The following is a 15,008-nucleotide window of genomic DNA, read 5'->3' on the forward strand; positions in this document are numbered from 1 at the left end:
TGAATTTATTTCAGGGGGTTTTGAAAAATGAAAAACATAGTAGTTCTGGGGCTTGGGAAGGTAGGGACTTTAGTTGCAACTTTACTGCACGAATCAGGTTTTGAAGTAACCGGAATTGATATGGCTGCTAAAAAGCAGAAGTTCAAAACCTTGAAAGCCGGTGTTACGGCGTACAAATCTCTCCTGAAAATCCTGAAAGAAAATGATGCGGTTGTTTCATGCCTGCCATACGACCTGAATGAGAATGTAGTAAAGGCGGCACATGAGGCAGGAATACATTATTTTGACCTGACCGAGGACGTGCCTACCTCCGAATATATCAAGAAGCTATCTAAAACCGCAAAAGGTGTTATGGCTCCTCAATGCGGATTGGCTCCGGGTTTTATAGCAATAGTGGGAGCAAGCCTTGCACAAAAATTCTCAAAACTGCGTTCTATAGAGCTGCGTGTAGGTGCGTTGCCTCAACACCCAAAAGGCGAGCTTGGCTATGCTTTCAATTGGTCGCCTGAAGGAGTGGTAAACGAGTACTTAAATGACTGTATTATAATTCAGGGAGGAGAAATAAAGAAAGTTCCGGCATTGCAATATCTTGATAAAATAGTAATCAAGGGTGATACGCTTGAATCCTTTACTACGTCGGGCGGCTTAGGAACAATGTGCGAAACATATGAAGGCAAAGTTGACGAATTGTTTTATAAAACCATGCGTTATCCGGGGCATATGAAACTTATGCGTTTTTTCTTCCATGAGCTATTGATGCGTGAAAACAGAAAAGAAGCCGGTGAAATACTAACAAAAGCAAAACCCCCTGTTAATGATGATGTGGTTTATGTACATGCCGCAGTTGAAGGCTATAAGGGAAAGCAACTATCCCGTGATGAATTTGTAAAGGCATATTACCCGAAAATTATTGACGGCAAACAATGGCGTGCCATTTCGTGGACAACCGCATGTTCTATCGCCGCTACCATTGAAATGGTAGCAAACGGTGAGTTGCCTGATAAGGGATTTTTAAAACAGGAAGATATTCCGCTGGAAAAATTTCTGAAAACAAAAAACGGCAGTTATTATAATGACTAGTCTTCCAACTCAAACACGGTTTTTCCGCCTACAATAGTCCTGACCGCCCGTCCTTTTACTTTATATCCGTCAAAAGGAGAGTTCTTTGACTTACTGCTAAACTCGCATGACTGAATTTCCCATGGTGCATATACATCAATTAATGTAAGGTCTGCTGCTAAGCCTTCTTTAATTCTGCCTACAGGCTTACCTATTACATCGGCAGCCTTATATGTCATCTTCCCCAAAACCTCAGGCAGGCTCATATATCCCTGATGGTAAAGTTCCAAAGAAAGCGGCAGCATGGTTTCAAGACCCACAATCCCGAATGCAGCGTCCGAGATATGTACGCATTTTGAATCAGGCTCGTGCGGAGCGTGGTCGGTAGCTATAACATCTATAGTGCCGTCCTTTAATCCTTCGATAATGGCAAGCTTGTCTTTTTCCGCTCGAAGAGGCGGATTCATTTTCGCAAGGGTGTCCCATTGCTCTACCGCATGGTCGGTCAGCACAAAATGGTGCGGTGCTGCCTCACATGTAACATTGAATCCTTTTGCCTTAGCACGCCTTACCGCTTCAATTGCCTGATGTGTAGATATGTGCAGGACGTGATAATGCCCTTTTGTAAGTTCGAGCAACAGCAGGTCACGCTCAACTATAATTGCCTCTGATGCGTTGGGTACACCTTTTAAACCTAATTTTTCCGATATCTCGCCTTCATTTATACAGCCGCCGTCAGAAAGGTTTTTGTCTTCACAATGCTGGGATATCAACATTCCCGATTCTTCGGCTTTTTCCATCGCACGACGCATGACAAGAGAGTTCATCACAGGCAGACCGTCATCACTAAAACCGATTACTCCTGCTTCTTTTAACGCCTGCATATCTGTCAATTCCTGACCTTTTAACCCTTTAGTGATAGATGCGTAGGTATATGTATTTACATAAGCGTCTTTTTGTATTGCCTTGTATAACTCGTTGACCACTTCTACGGAATCTATTACGGGGGAAGTATTTGCCATACATACACATGTCGTAACCCCTCCTGCCGCAGCCGACTTTGTTCCGGTTATAATATCTTCCTTATATTCCTGACCGGGAGTTCTAAAATGCACCTGTATGTCAAGCAGCCCGGGGCAAAGTACGCACCACCGGCAATCAATTATTTCCATATCGTCTGACGGCACGATGTCGGAGCCGAACCGGCTTATTTTTCCGTCTTTTACTATCAAAGTCCCCACTTCGTCATATCCTGATTCGGGGTCTATGATTCTTGCATTTATAAATGCGGTATCTTTAAGCTCGGTTTCCTGAGGGCGGTAGAATATCTGTGGCATGGTCTTCTTTTATGTAGTTTTTGACAAGAATATAGCTTTTTTGAGAGCAGAAAACCATATTTTTTTAGCATAGTGTTTTCGGAAATATGAATCGTTGCAAATAACACTATTCTTTTTTATCATCATCGGTCTTATCTACGCTTTTTGAGGGCTTAGATTTTACCATAGATATCGAAACGCCCGCTATTACGGCTATGAACATGGTTAGTAGCACCTTGAAAAACATTTCGGTTGAAAGATAATTTGTCCAAAGCCGGTCAACAACCAGTATAACGGTGACCGATATGACAATTAGCCAAGTAATATTTTTTAGGCTCATGACTTTTACCTTATTAATTTATATTTAACAGACTTTAATATTAATATTCATTTATCACAAACTGTAAATAACATATCATAAGTTTTCATTATTATTAATAGTGGATTTACTCCTTGCTTTTTAAAGAAAAACTCATATAATTTGCGTTCTTTCCCGAATAACAGGTATTAATTATGGGTGATGTTTTAAAATTTAAAGAACAAGGGAGCGGTTCCGTGAGCTTAAACGTATATTATGATAAAGACTGTGATTTAGGTCTTATAAAAAATAAAAAAATTACTATCCTAGGTTATGGTAGCCAAGGTCATGCACATGCACAAAATTTAAAAGATAGCGGCGTTGCCGATGTTACTGTCGGTCTTCGCAGTTCTTCTTCAAGTGTAAAATCTGCTAGAAACGCCGGTTTTGAAGTAAAAGAGCCTGCCGATGCTGTAAAAAACGCAGATATCATTATGTTCCTAGTGCCGGATGAAAATCAGGCTGATTTATACGAAGCTGTAAAGGATAACATCAAAAATGGTGCGGCACTGGCATTTGCTCATGGATTAAACATACATTTCGACCTAATTAAACCTCGTGCCGATCTTGACGTATTCATGACTGCACCTAAGGGACCGGGTCATACCGTACGCGGTGAGTATGTAAAAGGTGGCGGTGTTCCGTGCTTGATAGCTGTTGCACAAAACGCATCCGGTAAGGCAAAAGATATCGCTCTTGCTTGGGCATCTGGCGTAGGTGGCGGACGTTCGGGAATTATAGAAACTACTTTCAAAGATGAGTGCGAGACCGACCTATTTGGTGAGCAAGCTGTTCTTTGCGGCGGTATCAGCGAGCTTATCAAAGCTGGTTTTGAAACTTTGACTGAAGCCGGTTATCCGCCTGAAATGGCTTATTTTGAATGTTTACATGAAACCAAACTTATCGTTGACCTGTTATATGAAGGCGGTTTGGCTAACATGCGTTATTCAATTTCAAACACTGCCGAATATGGCGACTATGTAAGCGGTCCTAGAGTTATAACTTCTGAAACCAAAGCTGAAATGAAGCGTATTTTAGAAGATATACAGTCAGGCAAATTCACAAAAGAATTCATTGCCGACCGTGCTGCACAAGGTGCTCACAAACTAGAAGAGATACGTGCTAAAGAAGCTAAACACCCTATTGAAGAAGTAGGTGCAAAGCTCCGTAAGCTCATGCCTTGGATAGGTAAGAACAAACTTGTAAAAGATGAGGCTGCATAAAAAGCAGAAATAGGATTTTCCTTTAAAAACCCCGTTCTTTTACAAGACGGGGTTTTTTTATACTTAAAAAACGACGACAGACTAAAGTAACTTTGAATTTAATTTACGTAAATTTGTCATTCCACGAATTTGTTTAGTAAAACAAATTATAGTGGAATCCACATTTAAAAAAGTTAGGAAACTTTTTTAATATTGAAAAGTTTTCCTAAACTTTTCAAATTGGATCCCATGATAAAAAATTTTACTAAATTTTTTTCATAGGATGACAGGAGAAGTAAATTCAAATTTACCGTAGCTAAAATGGAAAACATAAATACAAATCAGATTAAGGGTATTACGTGGATGGTAGTCCACTGTTTTTTGATATCCGCTATGGCGGCAATAATAAAGGTTACCGCCGAAGATATGAATGTTTTTCAAATAGTATTCTTATATAACGCTTTTGCGTTATTGTTCCTATTGCCTTTCATGTATAAGAACGGCTGGTCAGATGTTATAAAAACGCAGAAACTAAAACTACATTTAGGGCGTTCTTTTTTAGGGGCTATATCATTGACCATGTATTTTTACGCCTTTACCGTAATACCGCTTACCGAGGCAAGGGCAATCGCACTTACAGGACCTCTTGTCAGCTCATTAATGGCCGTAATATTCCTGAAGGAAAAGACAGGAAGGCACAGGACAAGTGCAATGATAATAGGCTTTGCCGGAGTATTACTTATAGTAAGACCCGGAATGGAAGGATTCACGTATATATCCTTAATGGTGGTAGCGTGCGTATTTATGTGGTCGGTGATAGACATATTGATAAAGACATTGTCCAAGACCGAATCCAATATATGCCAATTATTTTACTTAACCGGCGGTATGTCGTTATTTACCATGCCGTTGGCGGTATATTTTTGGCAGTCATCTTCAGGCTTTTCGCATTGGGGGGTAATGATATTGTTGGGAGCCGTATTTTTGATAAACATATATGCGGTTACTAACGCATTTCGCTTTGGTGATATAACCGTCATAATGCCGTTTGATTTTTCAGGAATGGTATTTACCATAATAATAGCATATCTGGCGTTTGATGAGATAATAGACATCTACACCGCAACGGGTTCGGTTATAATTATGTTATCAAGTATATATATGGTCAGGCGTGAGGCAAAAAAAGCAAAGGTGATGCACGCAACCATACAGAAAGTGGAGATGTAAATATGAAAAACAGCTTTATAAACTTTACAAATAAAAGCTTAACAATATACTTTGCACGTTGGTTTAAACGCTCACGCGAAAATTTTCTGCTCTGCGAATATTAACAATATGTTAGGTGTAATATAGATGCAAAAAAATTTAACGGAAAAAAAACAAAATGACTAAAGACAAGATAAAAATATTTGATACTACATTGCGTGACGGTGAGCAATCTCCCGGTGCTACGATGAATATGGACGAGAAGATATTAATAGCTGAAACTCTTGATAAGATGGGCGTTGATATAATTGAGGCAGGTTTCGCTATTGCTTCCAAAGGTGACTTTGAAGCGGTAAATAAAGTTGCCAAGAAGGTGAAGAACGCCACGGTATGCTCGCTTGCAAGAACTGTAAAGGCTGATATTGAGGCGGCAGCAGAGGCTATAAAGCCTGCAAAAAGAGGGCGTATCCACACATTCATTTCAACCAGCCCTATTCATATGAAGCACAAGTTGAATATGAACGAGGAGCAGGTTTTGGAACGCACTCGTGATATGGTAAAATTAGCCCGTAATTTATGTGATGATGTTGAGTGGTCGGCGGAAGACGCTACCCGTACCGACCATGATTTTTTATGCAAAACTGTTGAAGCTGCTATTGCGGCGGGTGCTACCACCGTCAATTTACCCGACACCGTAGGCTACACCACTCCTTTGGAATATGCAGGTTTGATATCTATGATAAAAAACCGTGTACCAAATGTTGACAAAGCCGTTTTATCGGTACACTGCCATAACGATCTTGGTTTGGCGGTTGCTAATTCATTGGCGGCGGTCAGTGCCGGTGCAAGGCAGATAGAATGCACTATCAACGGGCTTGGTGAAAGAGCCGGAAATGCAGCCATGGAAGAAATAGTAATGGCTATCAAAACCCGTAATGACATCTTGCCTTATGACACAAATATTGACACTACCCAGATTATGCGTGCTTCAAAATTAGTATCTACCGTTACAGGCTTCGTAGTGCAGAACAACAAGGCAATAGTAGGTGCAAACGCATTTGCACATGAATCGGGCGTGCATCAGGACGGTATGTTGAAAAATGCCTCTACCTACGAGATAATGACACCCGAATCTGTCGGCTTGCACAAATCTAAATTGGTTATGGGTAAATTATCGGGTCGTCATGCCTTCAAAAATAAATTAGAAGAGTTGGGTTTTGAGTTGGGAGATAACGCTTTTGAGGAGGCATTTAACAACTTCAAAAACTTAGCGGATAAAAAGAAAGAGATTTATGATGAAGATATTATTGCACTTATCGATAATAGTGCTATTAACAATAAAGGGTTGGTCGAACTTTTAAGTTTGCAGGTTCATTGCGGTTCTGTTGATAACCCCAAAGCGAGTCTGAAGCTTGCAGTTGAAGGTGTGACCAAAGAAATAGAAACAACGGGTGACGGTCCTGTTGATGCTATTTTCAACGGAATAAAAAAATTAGTTACGCATGATGCAAAACTGGAATTATATCAGGTTCATGCGGTAACAGGCGGAACCGACGCACAGGCCGAGGTTACGGTAAGGCTGAATAAGGACGGAAAAATAATTAGCGGTAATTACCGTGACACGGATACTTTGGTTGCATCGGCAGGAGCTTATATTGCTGCTGTAAATAAACTAAAGAAGCTTGACGAGGATGCAAATAAAGAGCATGTTGTTTAAAAATAGAAATTTTAATTTTTTATGACGGTACGGTAGTGAAAGAATTTTCGAGTGCGTTAATAATTAGTTAAGATTTAATGGTTATATTCCGAGTTCCAAATAGTTAGATTATTAAAGTTTTAAGATAGGGTTTTATGAGTATGATGTCAAAAATGTTTGGTTCGCTTTCTTGCGATATGGCAATTGACCTAGGTACTGCAAATACGCTTGTATATGTAGCAGGTCGCGGGATTGTTTTAAATGAGCCTTCTGTAGTGGCTATGTTAAAGGACAAGGGAGGCTCCGTACCTTACGCTTTCGGTAACGAGGCGAAGATGATGTTGGGTAGAACTCCTGCCGAGATTGAGGCCATACGCCCTTTAAAAGACGGTGTTATAGCCGATTTTAGGGGAGCCGAAGAAATGATAAAGCACTTTATCAGGACTGTTCATAACCGTAAGTGGCTTACAGGTCCGTTAATCATTATATGTGTTCCGTCAGGTTCTACTCCGGTTGAGCGTCGTGCCATACAAGATGCGGCAGAAAGTGCGGGTGCAAGAGATGTTTATCTAATCGAAGAGCCTATGGCGGCTGCTATCGGTGCTGACCTTCCTGTTACCGAGCCTACAGGTTCAATGATTGTTGATATCGGTGGAGGCACTACTGAAGTTGCCGTACTTTCACTTGGCGGTATAGTTTACGCACGTTCGGTGCGTGTGGGTGGTGACCTGATGGACGAGTCCATTATTTCATATATCCGCCGTTGCCATAATCTTCTTATCGGCGAATCTACTGCTGAAAAAATTAAAAAGACTATCGGTTCAGCCAAATTACCTGAAGATGGTGAAGGTAAAGTTATGGAAATTAAGGGACGTGACCTTGTAAACGGCGTTCCAAAAGAAATAGTACTTACCGAGTCACAAATTGCAGAAAGCCTGCAAGAGCCTGTAAGTCAAATTGTAGAAGCGGTAAAAATTGCATTAGAATGCACTCCTCCCGAACTATCTTCTGATATCGTAGATAAAGGAATAGTGATGTCAGGTGGCGGAGCTTTGTTGCATAATCTTGATACGGTTCTGCGTGATGCTACGGGTCTTCCTGTGTTTGTTGCCGATGATCCGCTATCGTGTGTTGTACTTGGAACAGGAAAAGCTTTGGAAAACCATCGTCAGCTTAAACATCACATATTATTTAAGCAGGAATAGTGTTAACCTATTGCCGTAATGCGGTTAATAGCTTGCTCCTTAACCATTGAAGAATAATTTTTATAACGGCTGACTGTTGCCGAGTTATTTTCAATGTAATTTTTATTTAGGTTTTTTGTAATATCATAATTTTTATTATTATATTTTTCATATGCAGCAGAAATTGTTTGCATAGTTTGTTGAGAGGGAACCCAATTAATTTGTAAGCCGATAGTATTGCTCACTTCTATTATCTTATCTTTATAACAAGCCGACTCACTCTCTCCTTTAGTGATGCCGACGAAGTAATGCTTGCTAAAATATTCTATATCGGATTGATTGAATCTTGAGGCTACTCCGTTTACAAAATTAGCAAGTTCCGCATGATCTTCTTTGCATGATCTTCTTTATTTATCTTTGCGTACAAGCTTTTAAGTTTGGGGTTTGCTTTAACCATATTAACAGCCAAATGCAAATAATCACTATTCACATCGGCAGTAGGTCTATCTTTTCCTTTACCATCTACATAAATAGATTTAAGGGCTTCATTAAGCCCTTCTATACTATCAAAACCATCAGGTAAATTATAGTCCTCACTTACCTTTAAATTAGTACCGTATTTTTTATTGAAAGCCCTTTCAAATCTTAATGAAGGACAAAACTGCAAATCCCTTTCTTTATCCACTGTATAACCCCGACAAAAATTGTTAATTTTTTTTTACCTTTATATCGCAAATATGTAAAAAAATCAACAAACTGTTGAGTTACAACAACCAAAGCTCGGTTGTTTTAAGATTATCGTCCATTTCATATTCAACCACGTCCTGATCTATAAGGCTAACTATTGCGGCACTTACCGTTTCACCGTCAGTAATTCCTTTTTCTGCACATTTAGCTATCAGGTCGTCAGGCTTTATCATATTTTCCTGACCGTAGCATTTTGCTTCTTTCATTATTTGGACGATTAACTCTTCATTATTATCCATTTAATTTCTCCAGTTCTTTCTTAAATTTTAATGCTATTTTATCAAGTAAAAGCAGGTTATCGGCAGGTTTCCCCATATCGGCAGATTCCCTTAAATTCGGGTCTATAGGTATTTCACCCAAGAAAGGTATATCCATATCTTTTGCCAGATTTTTAGCTCCGCCCTCACCGAATATGTAATTCTTTTTGCCCCTGTCATCTTCAAAATAGCTCATATTCTGCACTATACCTAAAATCGGGACATTTATTTTCCGGAACATAGTAATGGCTTTCTTTACATCTATAAGTGCAACCTCCTGAGGGGTTGAAACAACGACCACGCCGTTTATATCATAGCTTTTGCAAAGACTAAGCTGTATATCACCCGTACCCGGAGGGGTGTCTACAATCAGATAGTCAAGCTGCCCCCAGCTAACACCGAGCATAAGCTGGTTCATGGCTTTTATTGCCATTGATGCACGCCATACTAAAGCATTATCCTCTTCTATCAGGTAGCCTATTGAAACGGACTTAATCCCTTCGGACTCTTTAGGTATTATTTTATTCTTGTCATCAAGGCTAGGCTTGCCTTTAAGTCCTAGCATTTTAGGTATGGAAGGTCCGTAAATATCCGCATCAACCAAACCGACCTTATGCCCGAGCGAACTTAGCTTCCTTGCAAGATTGACCGCAACCGTAGACTTTCCGACCCCACCTTTACCCGATGCTACAAGAATAATATTCTTTACGTTAGGTATATTTTTACCGACAGGCAACTGAGCATTATTATTTTGCACCTTATTGGCAGGCAATGGGGTTCTAGGAGAAGAAAAAGCCCCCGGTTGTGAGGAGGTCATAACAACCGTAACGCTGTTAACGCCTTCTATCTTACGGACGGCATTTTCACATGTTTTACGTAAGGTTTCCTTTTCCTCCGCCTTGTTTATGTCCACTTCCAGAGCGAACCCTACAGAAGACTCTTTGATTACAATTGAAGATATGATGCCGGATTCAACGACACTTTTGCCGGAATCAGGATCTATTATCGGTTGTAATGCCGATAACACCTTGTCTTTACTTATTTCCAGTTTTAATTTTGACATTCTCTTGAAATATTCCGTATATTGTTTATATTCTGTTTTATGACTTTTAACTCACATGCACGCTAATTAATATTAATATAGTAATTTTTTTCAAAAAGGGAAGACATTATGCCTTGGGATGATGATAATCACAACGATAAGGGGCCGTGGGGACAAGCTCCGGGCGGTAAAAAACCGCAGGATAACAAGCCCAAATCATCAGGACAGCAGCCCGATGACATAGACGAGATTATCCGTAAAAGTCAGGAAAAAATACGCGATATATTCGGTGGTGGCGGTAAACGTGGCGGCGGTGGCAAGGGTGGCGGTCTTGCAACTCCTCCCGTAAACAGCAACAAAGTAATCGGCGTTATAATAGCAATAGTAGGTTTGTTCTGGATAGGTTCCGGTGTTTATACGGTTAACACGAAAGAGGTAGGTGTAGTACTGAGATTCGGTGAGTTCGTAGATACTACAAAGTCGGGTATTAACTACCATCTACCCTTTCCTATTGAAAGGGTGATAAAGCTAAAAGTAACCGACCGTTACCGTACACAGATAGGAAATAACTCAACAGGCGGCACTGAACAACGCTTTCCTGCTGTAAGAGATAACAGAAATTCCCGTAAGGAAATATTAATGCTTACCGGTGACGAGAATCTCGTAAGCGTAGAGTTCGTCGAGGTTCAGTGGCAAATTGAAAATCCTGAAAAATTCCTGTTCAACGTATATGACCCCGAGATAACCGTAAGAGATGCCGCAGAAAGTGCCATACGTGAAATTATCGGTAAGACAAGGTTAAGTGAAATTCTGTCCGAGGGACGTGTAAAGCTACAACTGGACACAAAAGAGCTTCTTCAAAGCATACTTAGCTCCTATGATATAGGAATAACCGTTGAAGAGATAAATATAAGTGCCGTTCCGCCTAAGACTACCATAGAGGTTATGAACAAGAGCATTAACGAAAAAGGTGAGATAATAGACAAAGCCATAATTACCACAATTGATGAGGCATTTAAGGACGTGCAGGCGGCAAAAGCCAATAAAGAAGCCGCAATCAATGCTGCACAGGCTCGGGAGAACGAGATAGTTCCGATAGCACGCGGTAGGGCTGAGAAGTTGATTCAGGAAGCACAAGGTTATAAAGAACAGATAATCGCTAAGGCGGAAGGTGAGGCAAAACGTTTCGTGTCCGTTTACGATGAGTACCGTAATGCAAAGGACGTGACAAGAAAGCGTATATATCTTGAAACTATGGAAGAAGTTTTAAAAGGTATGGACAAAATAGTTCTGGACTCAGAAAGCGGTGCAGTCCCGTATCTTCCGCTTAATGAATTAAAAAAAAGAAGGTAGGTCATGAATAAAGGTTTATTTGCTATAGTCGGCGTATTTATAGTACTGTTATTACTAAACTCATTTTTCATAGTTAACCAGACCGAACAGGTTATCGTACTGCAATTCGGAAAACCCGTAGAATTTAATGATGACGGTAAGGAAGTTGCTTATATTAACAATCCGGGGCTTAAATTTAAAATACCTTTTATTCAGCAGGTAGTAAGGTTTGATAAGCGTATTTTATATTTTGAAGCGGCAGACAAGGAGATACTGGACTCGGAGAATAAGACGCTTACCGTTAGTGCTTTTGCAAAATATAAAATAATCGATCCCCTTACATTCTATGAAAAAGTTACCGACCTGAGGGGGATTAATTCAAAGCTTGATAAGATATTCGAGTCAAGCCTGCGTGATGCTATAGGTAAAGCACCTCTTCAGACCCTGCTTACGGACAACAGAAAAGGGATAATGAAAGAAATTAACGATAGCGTTGTCGAGAAATCTTCCGCATTCGGGATACAGGTTACCGATGTAAGGATAGTAAGAGCCGACCTGCCTAAAGAGAACTCAGATGCTATTTTCCAAAGAATGTACACCGACCGTAACAAGGAGGCACGTGAATATAGAGCTCAAGGTCAGGAAGAAGCGCAGAAAATAGTTTCAAAAGCTGAAAAACTGGCTACGATAATCATTGCCGAGGCAGAGCGTGACTCACAGATAATCCGAGGTGAAGGCGATGGTAAGGCAACCAAGATATTTGCCGACGCTTTTAACCGTGACTCGGAATTTTTCAGTTTTTACCGCTCAATGCAGGCATATAAGGGAAGTATCAATAAAGACAGCACAAGTATGGTGTTATCGCCTGATAGTGAATTTTTGGGTTATTTCGGAGACATAAACGGTGTTCGGAAAAGGTAGTAACTATATTTTGTATTTGAGGAATTTATGATTAGAAATAATGTTATTACAAGGTTACTTGTAACTATTACGGTTTTTATCTTATTTGCGGTAAAAGCTACAGCGGCAAATGCACCGCAGAGCTTTGCCGATCTGGTAGAAAAACTGAACCCTGCCGTTGTTAATATATCGACTACACAAACAATAGAAGGCTCATCTTTAAGCCCTTTCGGTCAGTTTTTCCACTTTGAGGGTCCAAACGGCGATGACCTTGGCGAGTTGCCCGAACTATTCAAAAAATTCTACGGTGAGCCTTTCGGCAATTTAGAAGGCAACAAACAAAAGCGTGAAACAACTTCATTAGGCTCCGGTTTCGTTATATCGGAAGAAGGTTATATAGTTACCAACCACCATGTTATAGATAAGGCCGATGAGATAACTATAATATTCAATGACGACACCGAAGCCACCGCAAAAGTAGTGGGTTCCGATGCTAAAACAGATATTGCGGTATTAAAAATAGAGACCGATAAAAAATTGCCGTTCGTAAAATTCGGTAACTCCGATAAAGCCAGAGTGGGTGACTGGGTAATAGCTATCGGTAATCCTTTCGGGCTTGGCGGCTCGGTATCCGCAGGTATAATCTCTGCCCGTGCAAGGGATATAAATGCAGGTCCTTTTGATGACTTCATACAGACAGATGCGGCAATAAACAGAGGCAACTCAGGCGGTCCTATGTTTAATGTTGAAGGGGAAGTAATAGGCGTTAACTCGGCTATATTTTCGCCGTCAGGCGGTAACGTAGGTATAGGCTTTGCCGTACCTTCTAATCTGGCAGAGCCTGTTATAAACCAGTTAATTGAAACAGGTCATATAGAGCGTGGCTGGCTAGGCGTTAAAATACAGACCGTAACGGACGAGATTGCCGAGAGTATAGGCATGAAAGATTCCAACGGTGCTTTGGTTGTAGATGTTCAGGAAAAAAGCCCTGCCGATAAAGGCGGTTTAAAAGCCGGTGATGTTATTATCAGCTTTGACGGTAAAAACGTTGAGACAATGAGGAGGTTGCCGAGGATTGTTGCGGAAACTCCGGTAGGTAAAAAAGTACCCGTAGTAGTATGGAGAAACGGTGAAAAGAAAACCGTAATTGTTACTATTGCATTGCTTGATGAATCAGACGGTGATGCCTCCAAATCAGCAGATGGAAAATCAGATGATACGAAAGACTCCAAAAAAGCAGATGTGGCAATTGCAGGTATCGGGATACAGGATATTACAAAAGCGTACCGTGATACATATAATATTGATAAAGACATTAAAGGTGTAGTTATTACCGATATAGACCATAAAAGCGAGGCATCTTCAAAGCCTATAAAAGCCGGTGATGTTATTACGGCAATTAACCAGACTCAGGTTAATTCGGTAAAAGAGGCTAAGGAAGTTTTTGATGCTGCCGTAGACAAAAAACGTAAATCGGTATTATTATTGATTAACAGAGGCGGTGATACTTTATTTATCGCCGTTCCGATAGAAAAGAAATAGCCGTTTACGGGAAGGGGTGTTAGTAAGGGGGAGACACATGCAGGTATAACAAGCACTTGCGAGTTTCTACCCCTCACAAAAACACTTTGTGTTTTTAACTCTCCCTCAAGGGGAGAGTAGTTTTTTCACTTTTGCAAAGGCTTCTTTACTTCTCCCGTCATACACTATATTATTAAAAATTCCCATAATCATTAGTTGAATTTTATAGATAACTTATCACTTTTTATGTGTAATTTGATATTTTGTTTTTGTCATCATGATAAGAATAGGTTATTAATCATGTTTAACTAAGGAATATTATAAGCTTCAAGTATTAAAAATGATAAGCAGTACGCCGGTAAAATCCAGTTTTATTATACATATATCAAGACCTGTGAAAGCGTTAATCAGGAAGTTTTCACTGGCACTTTTATTTATTCTGGCAATATCGGGTATAATAATCGGCAAGATAGACAGCCCTATAACCAATGATATCCGAACTAAAATAACGGATATAACATCACCTGTTATAGGCACGATGTCGGTACCTGTAAATTTTATAAGCAATTTTAAAGAATCAATGCAAAGCTATTTTTTCGTACATAAAAAAAACGAAAATCTGGTAAAAGAAAACGAAAGGCTCAAAACAAAACTTATAAATCTTTCAGGTATTGCATATGAAAATGAAAGGTTAAAAGAGCTTTTGAATTATGCCGAACAGCTCAAATATAATTACATATCGGCAAAAGTAGTTGGAAATACTAGCGGTCCTTTTTATAGCTCGATCATTATTAATGCCGGTACTTCCGACAATGTAAAAAAGGGGCAGGCGGTAGTTAATGAAGAAGGTCTTGTAGGTCGTATAATTGAGGTCGGTGAAAAAAGCTCAAGGGTATTATTATTGACCGACATTAACTCGAATATACCCGTTATCACCAGCCGTTCACGAGAGCCTGCAATTATGTCGGGAAATAATAATGAGATGCCGAGATTACGATATTTATCAAATGAGACTAAAACTGAAGAACTGGAGGTAGTGAAAACTTCAGGTGACGGCGATGTTTATCCTTACGGTCTGCATGTAGGAGTAATAAAAATCGATGCGAGCGGCACAAGATATGTTCAGCCTTTTGTAGAATTGCATAAACTTGAGCATTTAAGCGTAATCGACTATTCGGGACAATAAGA

At 40.0% G+C, this 15,008-nt stretch carries 15 protein-coding genes; 9 read left to right on the forward strand and 6 right to left on the reverse strand.

All coding sequences use genetic code 11. The features are described from left to right. Positions 1 to 27 precede the first annotated feature (27 nt). Positions 28 to 1,080: a saccharopine dehydrogenase NADP-binding domain-containing protein gene (locus tag O2942_07375; GenBank protein MDA0782069.1), complete on the forward strand. Its 1,053-nt coding sequence runs from the start codon at positions 28 to 30 to the stop codon at positions 1,078 to 1,080. On the opposite strand, the gene O2942_07380 is transcribed toward O2942_07375, so the two are convergent. Together O2942_07380 and O2942_07385 are read right to left on the reverse strand one after the other, a co-directional pair. Next, positions 1,077 to 2,396 carry a dihydroorotase gene (locus O2942_07380; GenBank protein ID MDA0782070.1) on the reverse strand — a complete coding sequence of 440 codons (1,320 nt, stop codon included), beginning with the start codon at positions 2,394 to 2,396 and terminating at the stop codon, positions 1,077 to 1,079. The two genes, O2942_07375 and O2942_07380, sit on opposite strands and share 4 nt — an antisense overlap. Positions 2,397 to 2,502: 106 nt before the next feature. After that, on the reverse strand, positions 2,503 to 2,715 hold the full coding sequence (locus tag O2942_07385) for a hypothetical protein (GenBank protein MDA0782071.1): 213 nt from the start codon (positions 2,713 to 2,715) through the stop codon (positions 2,503 to 2,505). 173 nt (positions 2,716 to 2,888) lie between these two features. Here O2942_07385 and ilvC point away from each other — a divergent pair, with 173 nt between their 5' ends. The 4 genes from ilvC to O2942_07405 all read left to right on the forward strand — a co-directional run bounded on the left by ilvC (position 2,889) and on the right by O2942_07405 (position 8,042). Further along, complete coding sequence (gene ilvC, locus O2942_07390) at positions 2,889 to 3,956, forward strand: ketol-acid reductoisomerase (protein MDA0782072.1); 1,068 nt, start codon at positions 2,889 to 2,891, stop codon at positions 3,954 to 3,956. 300 nt (positions 3,957 to 4,256) lie between these two features. Further along, positions 4,257 to 5,162 (forward strand): DMT family transporter, encoded by a 906-nt coding sequence (locus tag O2942_07395; protein ID MDA0782073.1) that lies wholly within the window; start codon positions 4,257 to 4,259, stop codon positions 5,160 to 5,162. A 157-nt stretch (positions 5,163 to 5,319) separates the two neighbouring features. Further along, a complete protein-coding gene (locus O2942_07400) occupies positions 5,320 to 6,858 on the forward strand; it encodes a 2-isopropylmalate synthase (GenBank protein ID MDA0782074.1) in 1,539 nt (512 codons plus the stop codon). Positions 6,859 to 6,998: 140 nt separating this feature from the next. Beyond that, the gene (locus O2942_07405) at positions 6,999 to 8,042 is read left to right on the forward strand and encodes a rod shape-determining protein (protein ID MDA0782075.1); all 1,044 of its coding nucleotides are present in this window, start codon (positions 6,999 to 7,001) and stop codon (positions 8,040 to 8,042) included. A 2-nt stretch (positions 8,043 to 8,044) separates the two neighbouring features. On the opposite strand, the gene O2942_07410 is transcribed toward O2942_07405, so the two are convergent. From O2942_07410 to O2942_07425, 4 genes are all read right to left on the reverse strand, one after another. Continuing rightward, a complete protein-coding gene (locus O2942_07410) occupies positions 8,045 to 8,266 on the reverse strand; it encodes a hypothetical protein (protein ID MDA0782076.1) in 222 nt (73 codons plus the stop codon). Between the two features lie 116 nt (positions 8,267 to 8,382). Further along, positions 8,383 to 8,706 carry a hypothetical protein gene (locus O2942_07415; GenBank protein ID MDA0782077.1) on the reverse strand — a complete coding sequence of 108 codons (324 nt, stop codon included), beginning with the start codon at positions 8,704 to 8,706 and terminating at the stop codon, positions 8,383 to 8,385. Positions 8,707 to 8,785: 79 nt separating this feature from the next. Continuing rightward, positions 8,786 to 9,007, reverse strand: a complete 222-nt coding sequence (locus O2942_07420; protein ID MDA0782078.1) for a hypothetical protein — start codon at positions 9,005 to 9,007, stop codon at positions 8,786 to 8,788. After that, positions 9,000 to 10,088, reverse strand: coding sequence for an Mrp/NBP35 family ATP-binding protein (locus O2942_07425; protein MDA0782079.1), 1,089 nt, complete (start codon positions 10,086 to 10,088; stop codon positions 9,000 to 9,002). The genes O2942_07420 and O2942_07425 overlap by 8 nt, the downstream gene beginning before the upstream one ends. 108 nt (positions 10,089 to 10,196) lie before the next feature. Here O2942_07425 and O2942_07430 point away from each other — a divergent pair, with 108 nt between their 5' ends. The 4 genes from O2942_07430 (at position 10,197) to mreC (ending at position 15,006) form a co-directional block, all read left to right on the forward strand. Beyond that, positions 10,197 to 11,420, forward strand: coding sequence for a protease modulator HflK (locus tag O2942_07430; protein MDA0782080.1), 1,224 nt, complete (start codon positions 10,197 to 10,199; stop codon positions 11,418 to 11,420). Between the two features lie 3 nt (positions 11,421 to 11,423). Beyond that, the gene (hflC, locus tag O2942_07435; GenBank protein MDA0782081.1) at positions 11,424 to 12,320 is read left to right on the forward strand and encodes a protease modulator HflC; all 897 of its coding nucleotides are present in this window, start codon (positions 11,424 to 11,426) and stop codon (positions 12,318 to 12,320) included. Between the two features lie 27 nt (positions 12,321 to 12,347). After that, positions 12,348 to 13,841 carry a DegQ family serine endoprotease gene (locus O2942_07440; GenBank protein ID MDA0782082.1) on the forward strand — a complete coding sequence of 498 codons (1,494 nt, stop codon included), beginning with the start codon at positions 12,348 to 12,350 and terminating at the stop codon, positions 13,839 to 13,841. Positions 13,842 to 14,160: 319 nt separating this feature from the next. Beyond that, positions 14,161 to 15,006 carry a rod shape-determining protein MreC gene (gene mreC / locus O2942_07445; GenBank protein ID MDA0782083.1) on the forward strand — a complete coding sequence of 282 codons (846 nt, stop codon included), beginning with the start codon at positions 14,161 to 14,163 and terminating at the stop codon, positions 15,004 to 15,006. Positions 15,007 to 15,008 lie beyond the last annotated feature (2 nt).

The sequence above is a fragment of the Pseudomonadota bacterium genome, from assembly GCA_027620075.1.
Taxonomy (GTDB): domain Bacteria; phylum Pseudomonadota; class Alphaproteobacteria; order Rickettsiales; family UBA6187; genus 1-14-0-20-39-49.

Bases quoted from the DNA above. Each gene is read 5' to 3' on its own strand.
- O2942_07375 (MDA0782069.1), top strand. From the start codon at position 28: ATGAAAAACATAGTAGTTCTGGGGCTTGGGAAGGTAGGGACTTTAGTT.
- O2942_07380 (MDA0782070.1), bottom strand. From the start codon at position 2,396: ATGCCACAGATATTCTACCGCCCTCAGGAAACCGAGCTTAAAGATACC.
- O2942_07385 (MDA0782071.1), bottom strand. From the start codon at position 2,715: ATGAGCCTAAAAAATATTACTTGGCTAATTGTCATATCGGTCACCGTT.
- ilvC (MDA0782072.1), top strand. From the start codon at position 2,889: ATGGGTGATGTTTTAAAATTTAAAGAACAAGGGAGCGGTTCCGTGAGC.
- O2942_07395 (MDA0782073.1), top strand. From the start codon at position 4,257: ATGGAAAACATAAATACAAATCAGATTAAGGGTATTACGTGGATGGTA.
- O2942_07400 (MDA0782074.1), top strand. From the start codon at position 5,320: ATGACTAAAGACAAGATAAAAATATTTGATACTACATTGCGTGACGGT.
- O2942_07405 (MDA0782075.1), top strand. From the start codon at position 6,999: ATGATGTCAAAAATGTTTGGTTCGCTTTCTTGCGATATGGCAATTGAC.
- O2942_07420 (MDA0782078.1), bottom strand. From the start codon at position 9,007: ATGGATAATAATGAAGAGTTAATCGTCCAAATAATGAAAGAAGCAAAA.
- O2942_07425 (MDA0782079.1), bottom strand. From the start codon at position 10,088: ATGTCAAAATTAAAACTGGAAATAAGTAAAGACAAGGTGTTATCGGCA.
- O2942_07430 (MDA0782080.1), top strand. From the start codon at position 10,197: ATGCCTTGGGATGATGATAATCACAACGATAAGGGGCCGTGGGGACAA.
- hflC (MDA0782081.1), top strand. From the start codon at position 11,424: ATGAATAAAGGTTTATTTGCTATAGTCGGCGTATTTATAGTACTGTTA.
- O2942_07440 (MDA0782082.1), top strand. From the start codon at position 12,348: ATGATTAGAAATAATGTTATTACAAGGTTACTTGTAACTATTACGGTT.
- mreC (MDA0782083.1), top strand. From the start codon at position 14,161: ATGATAAGCAGTACGCCGGTAAAATCCAGTTTTATTATACATATATCA.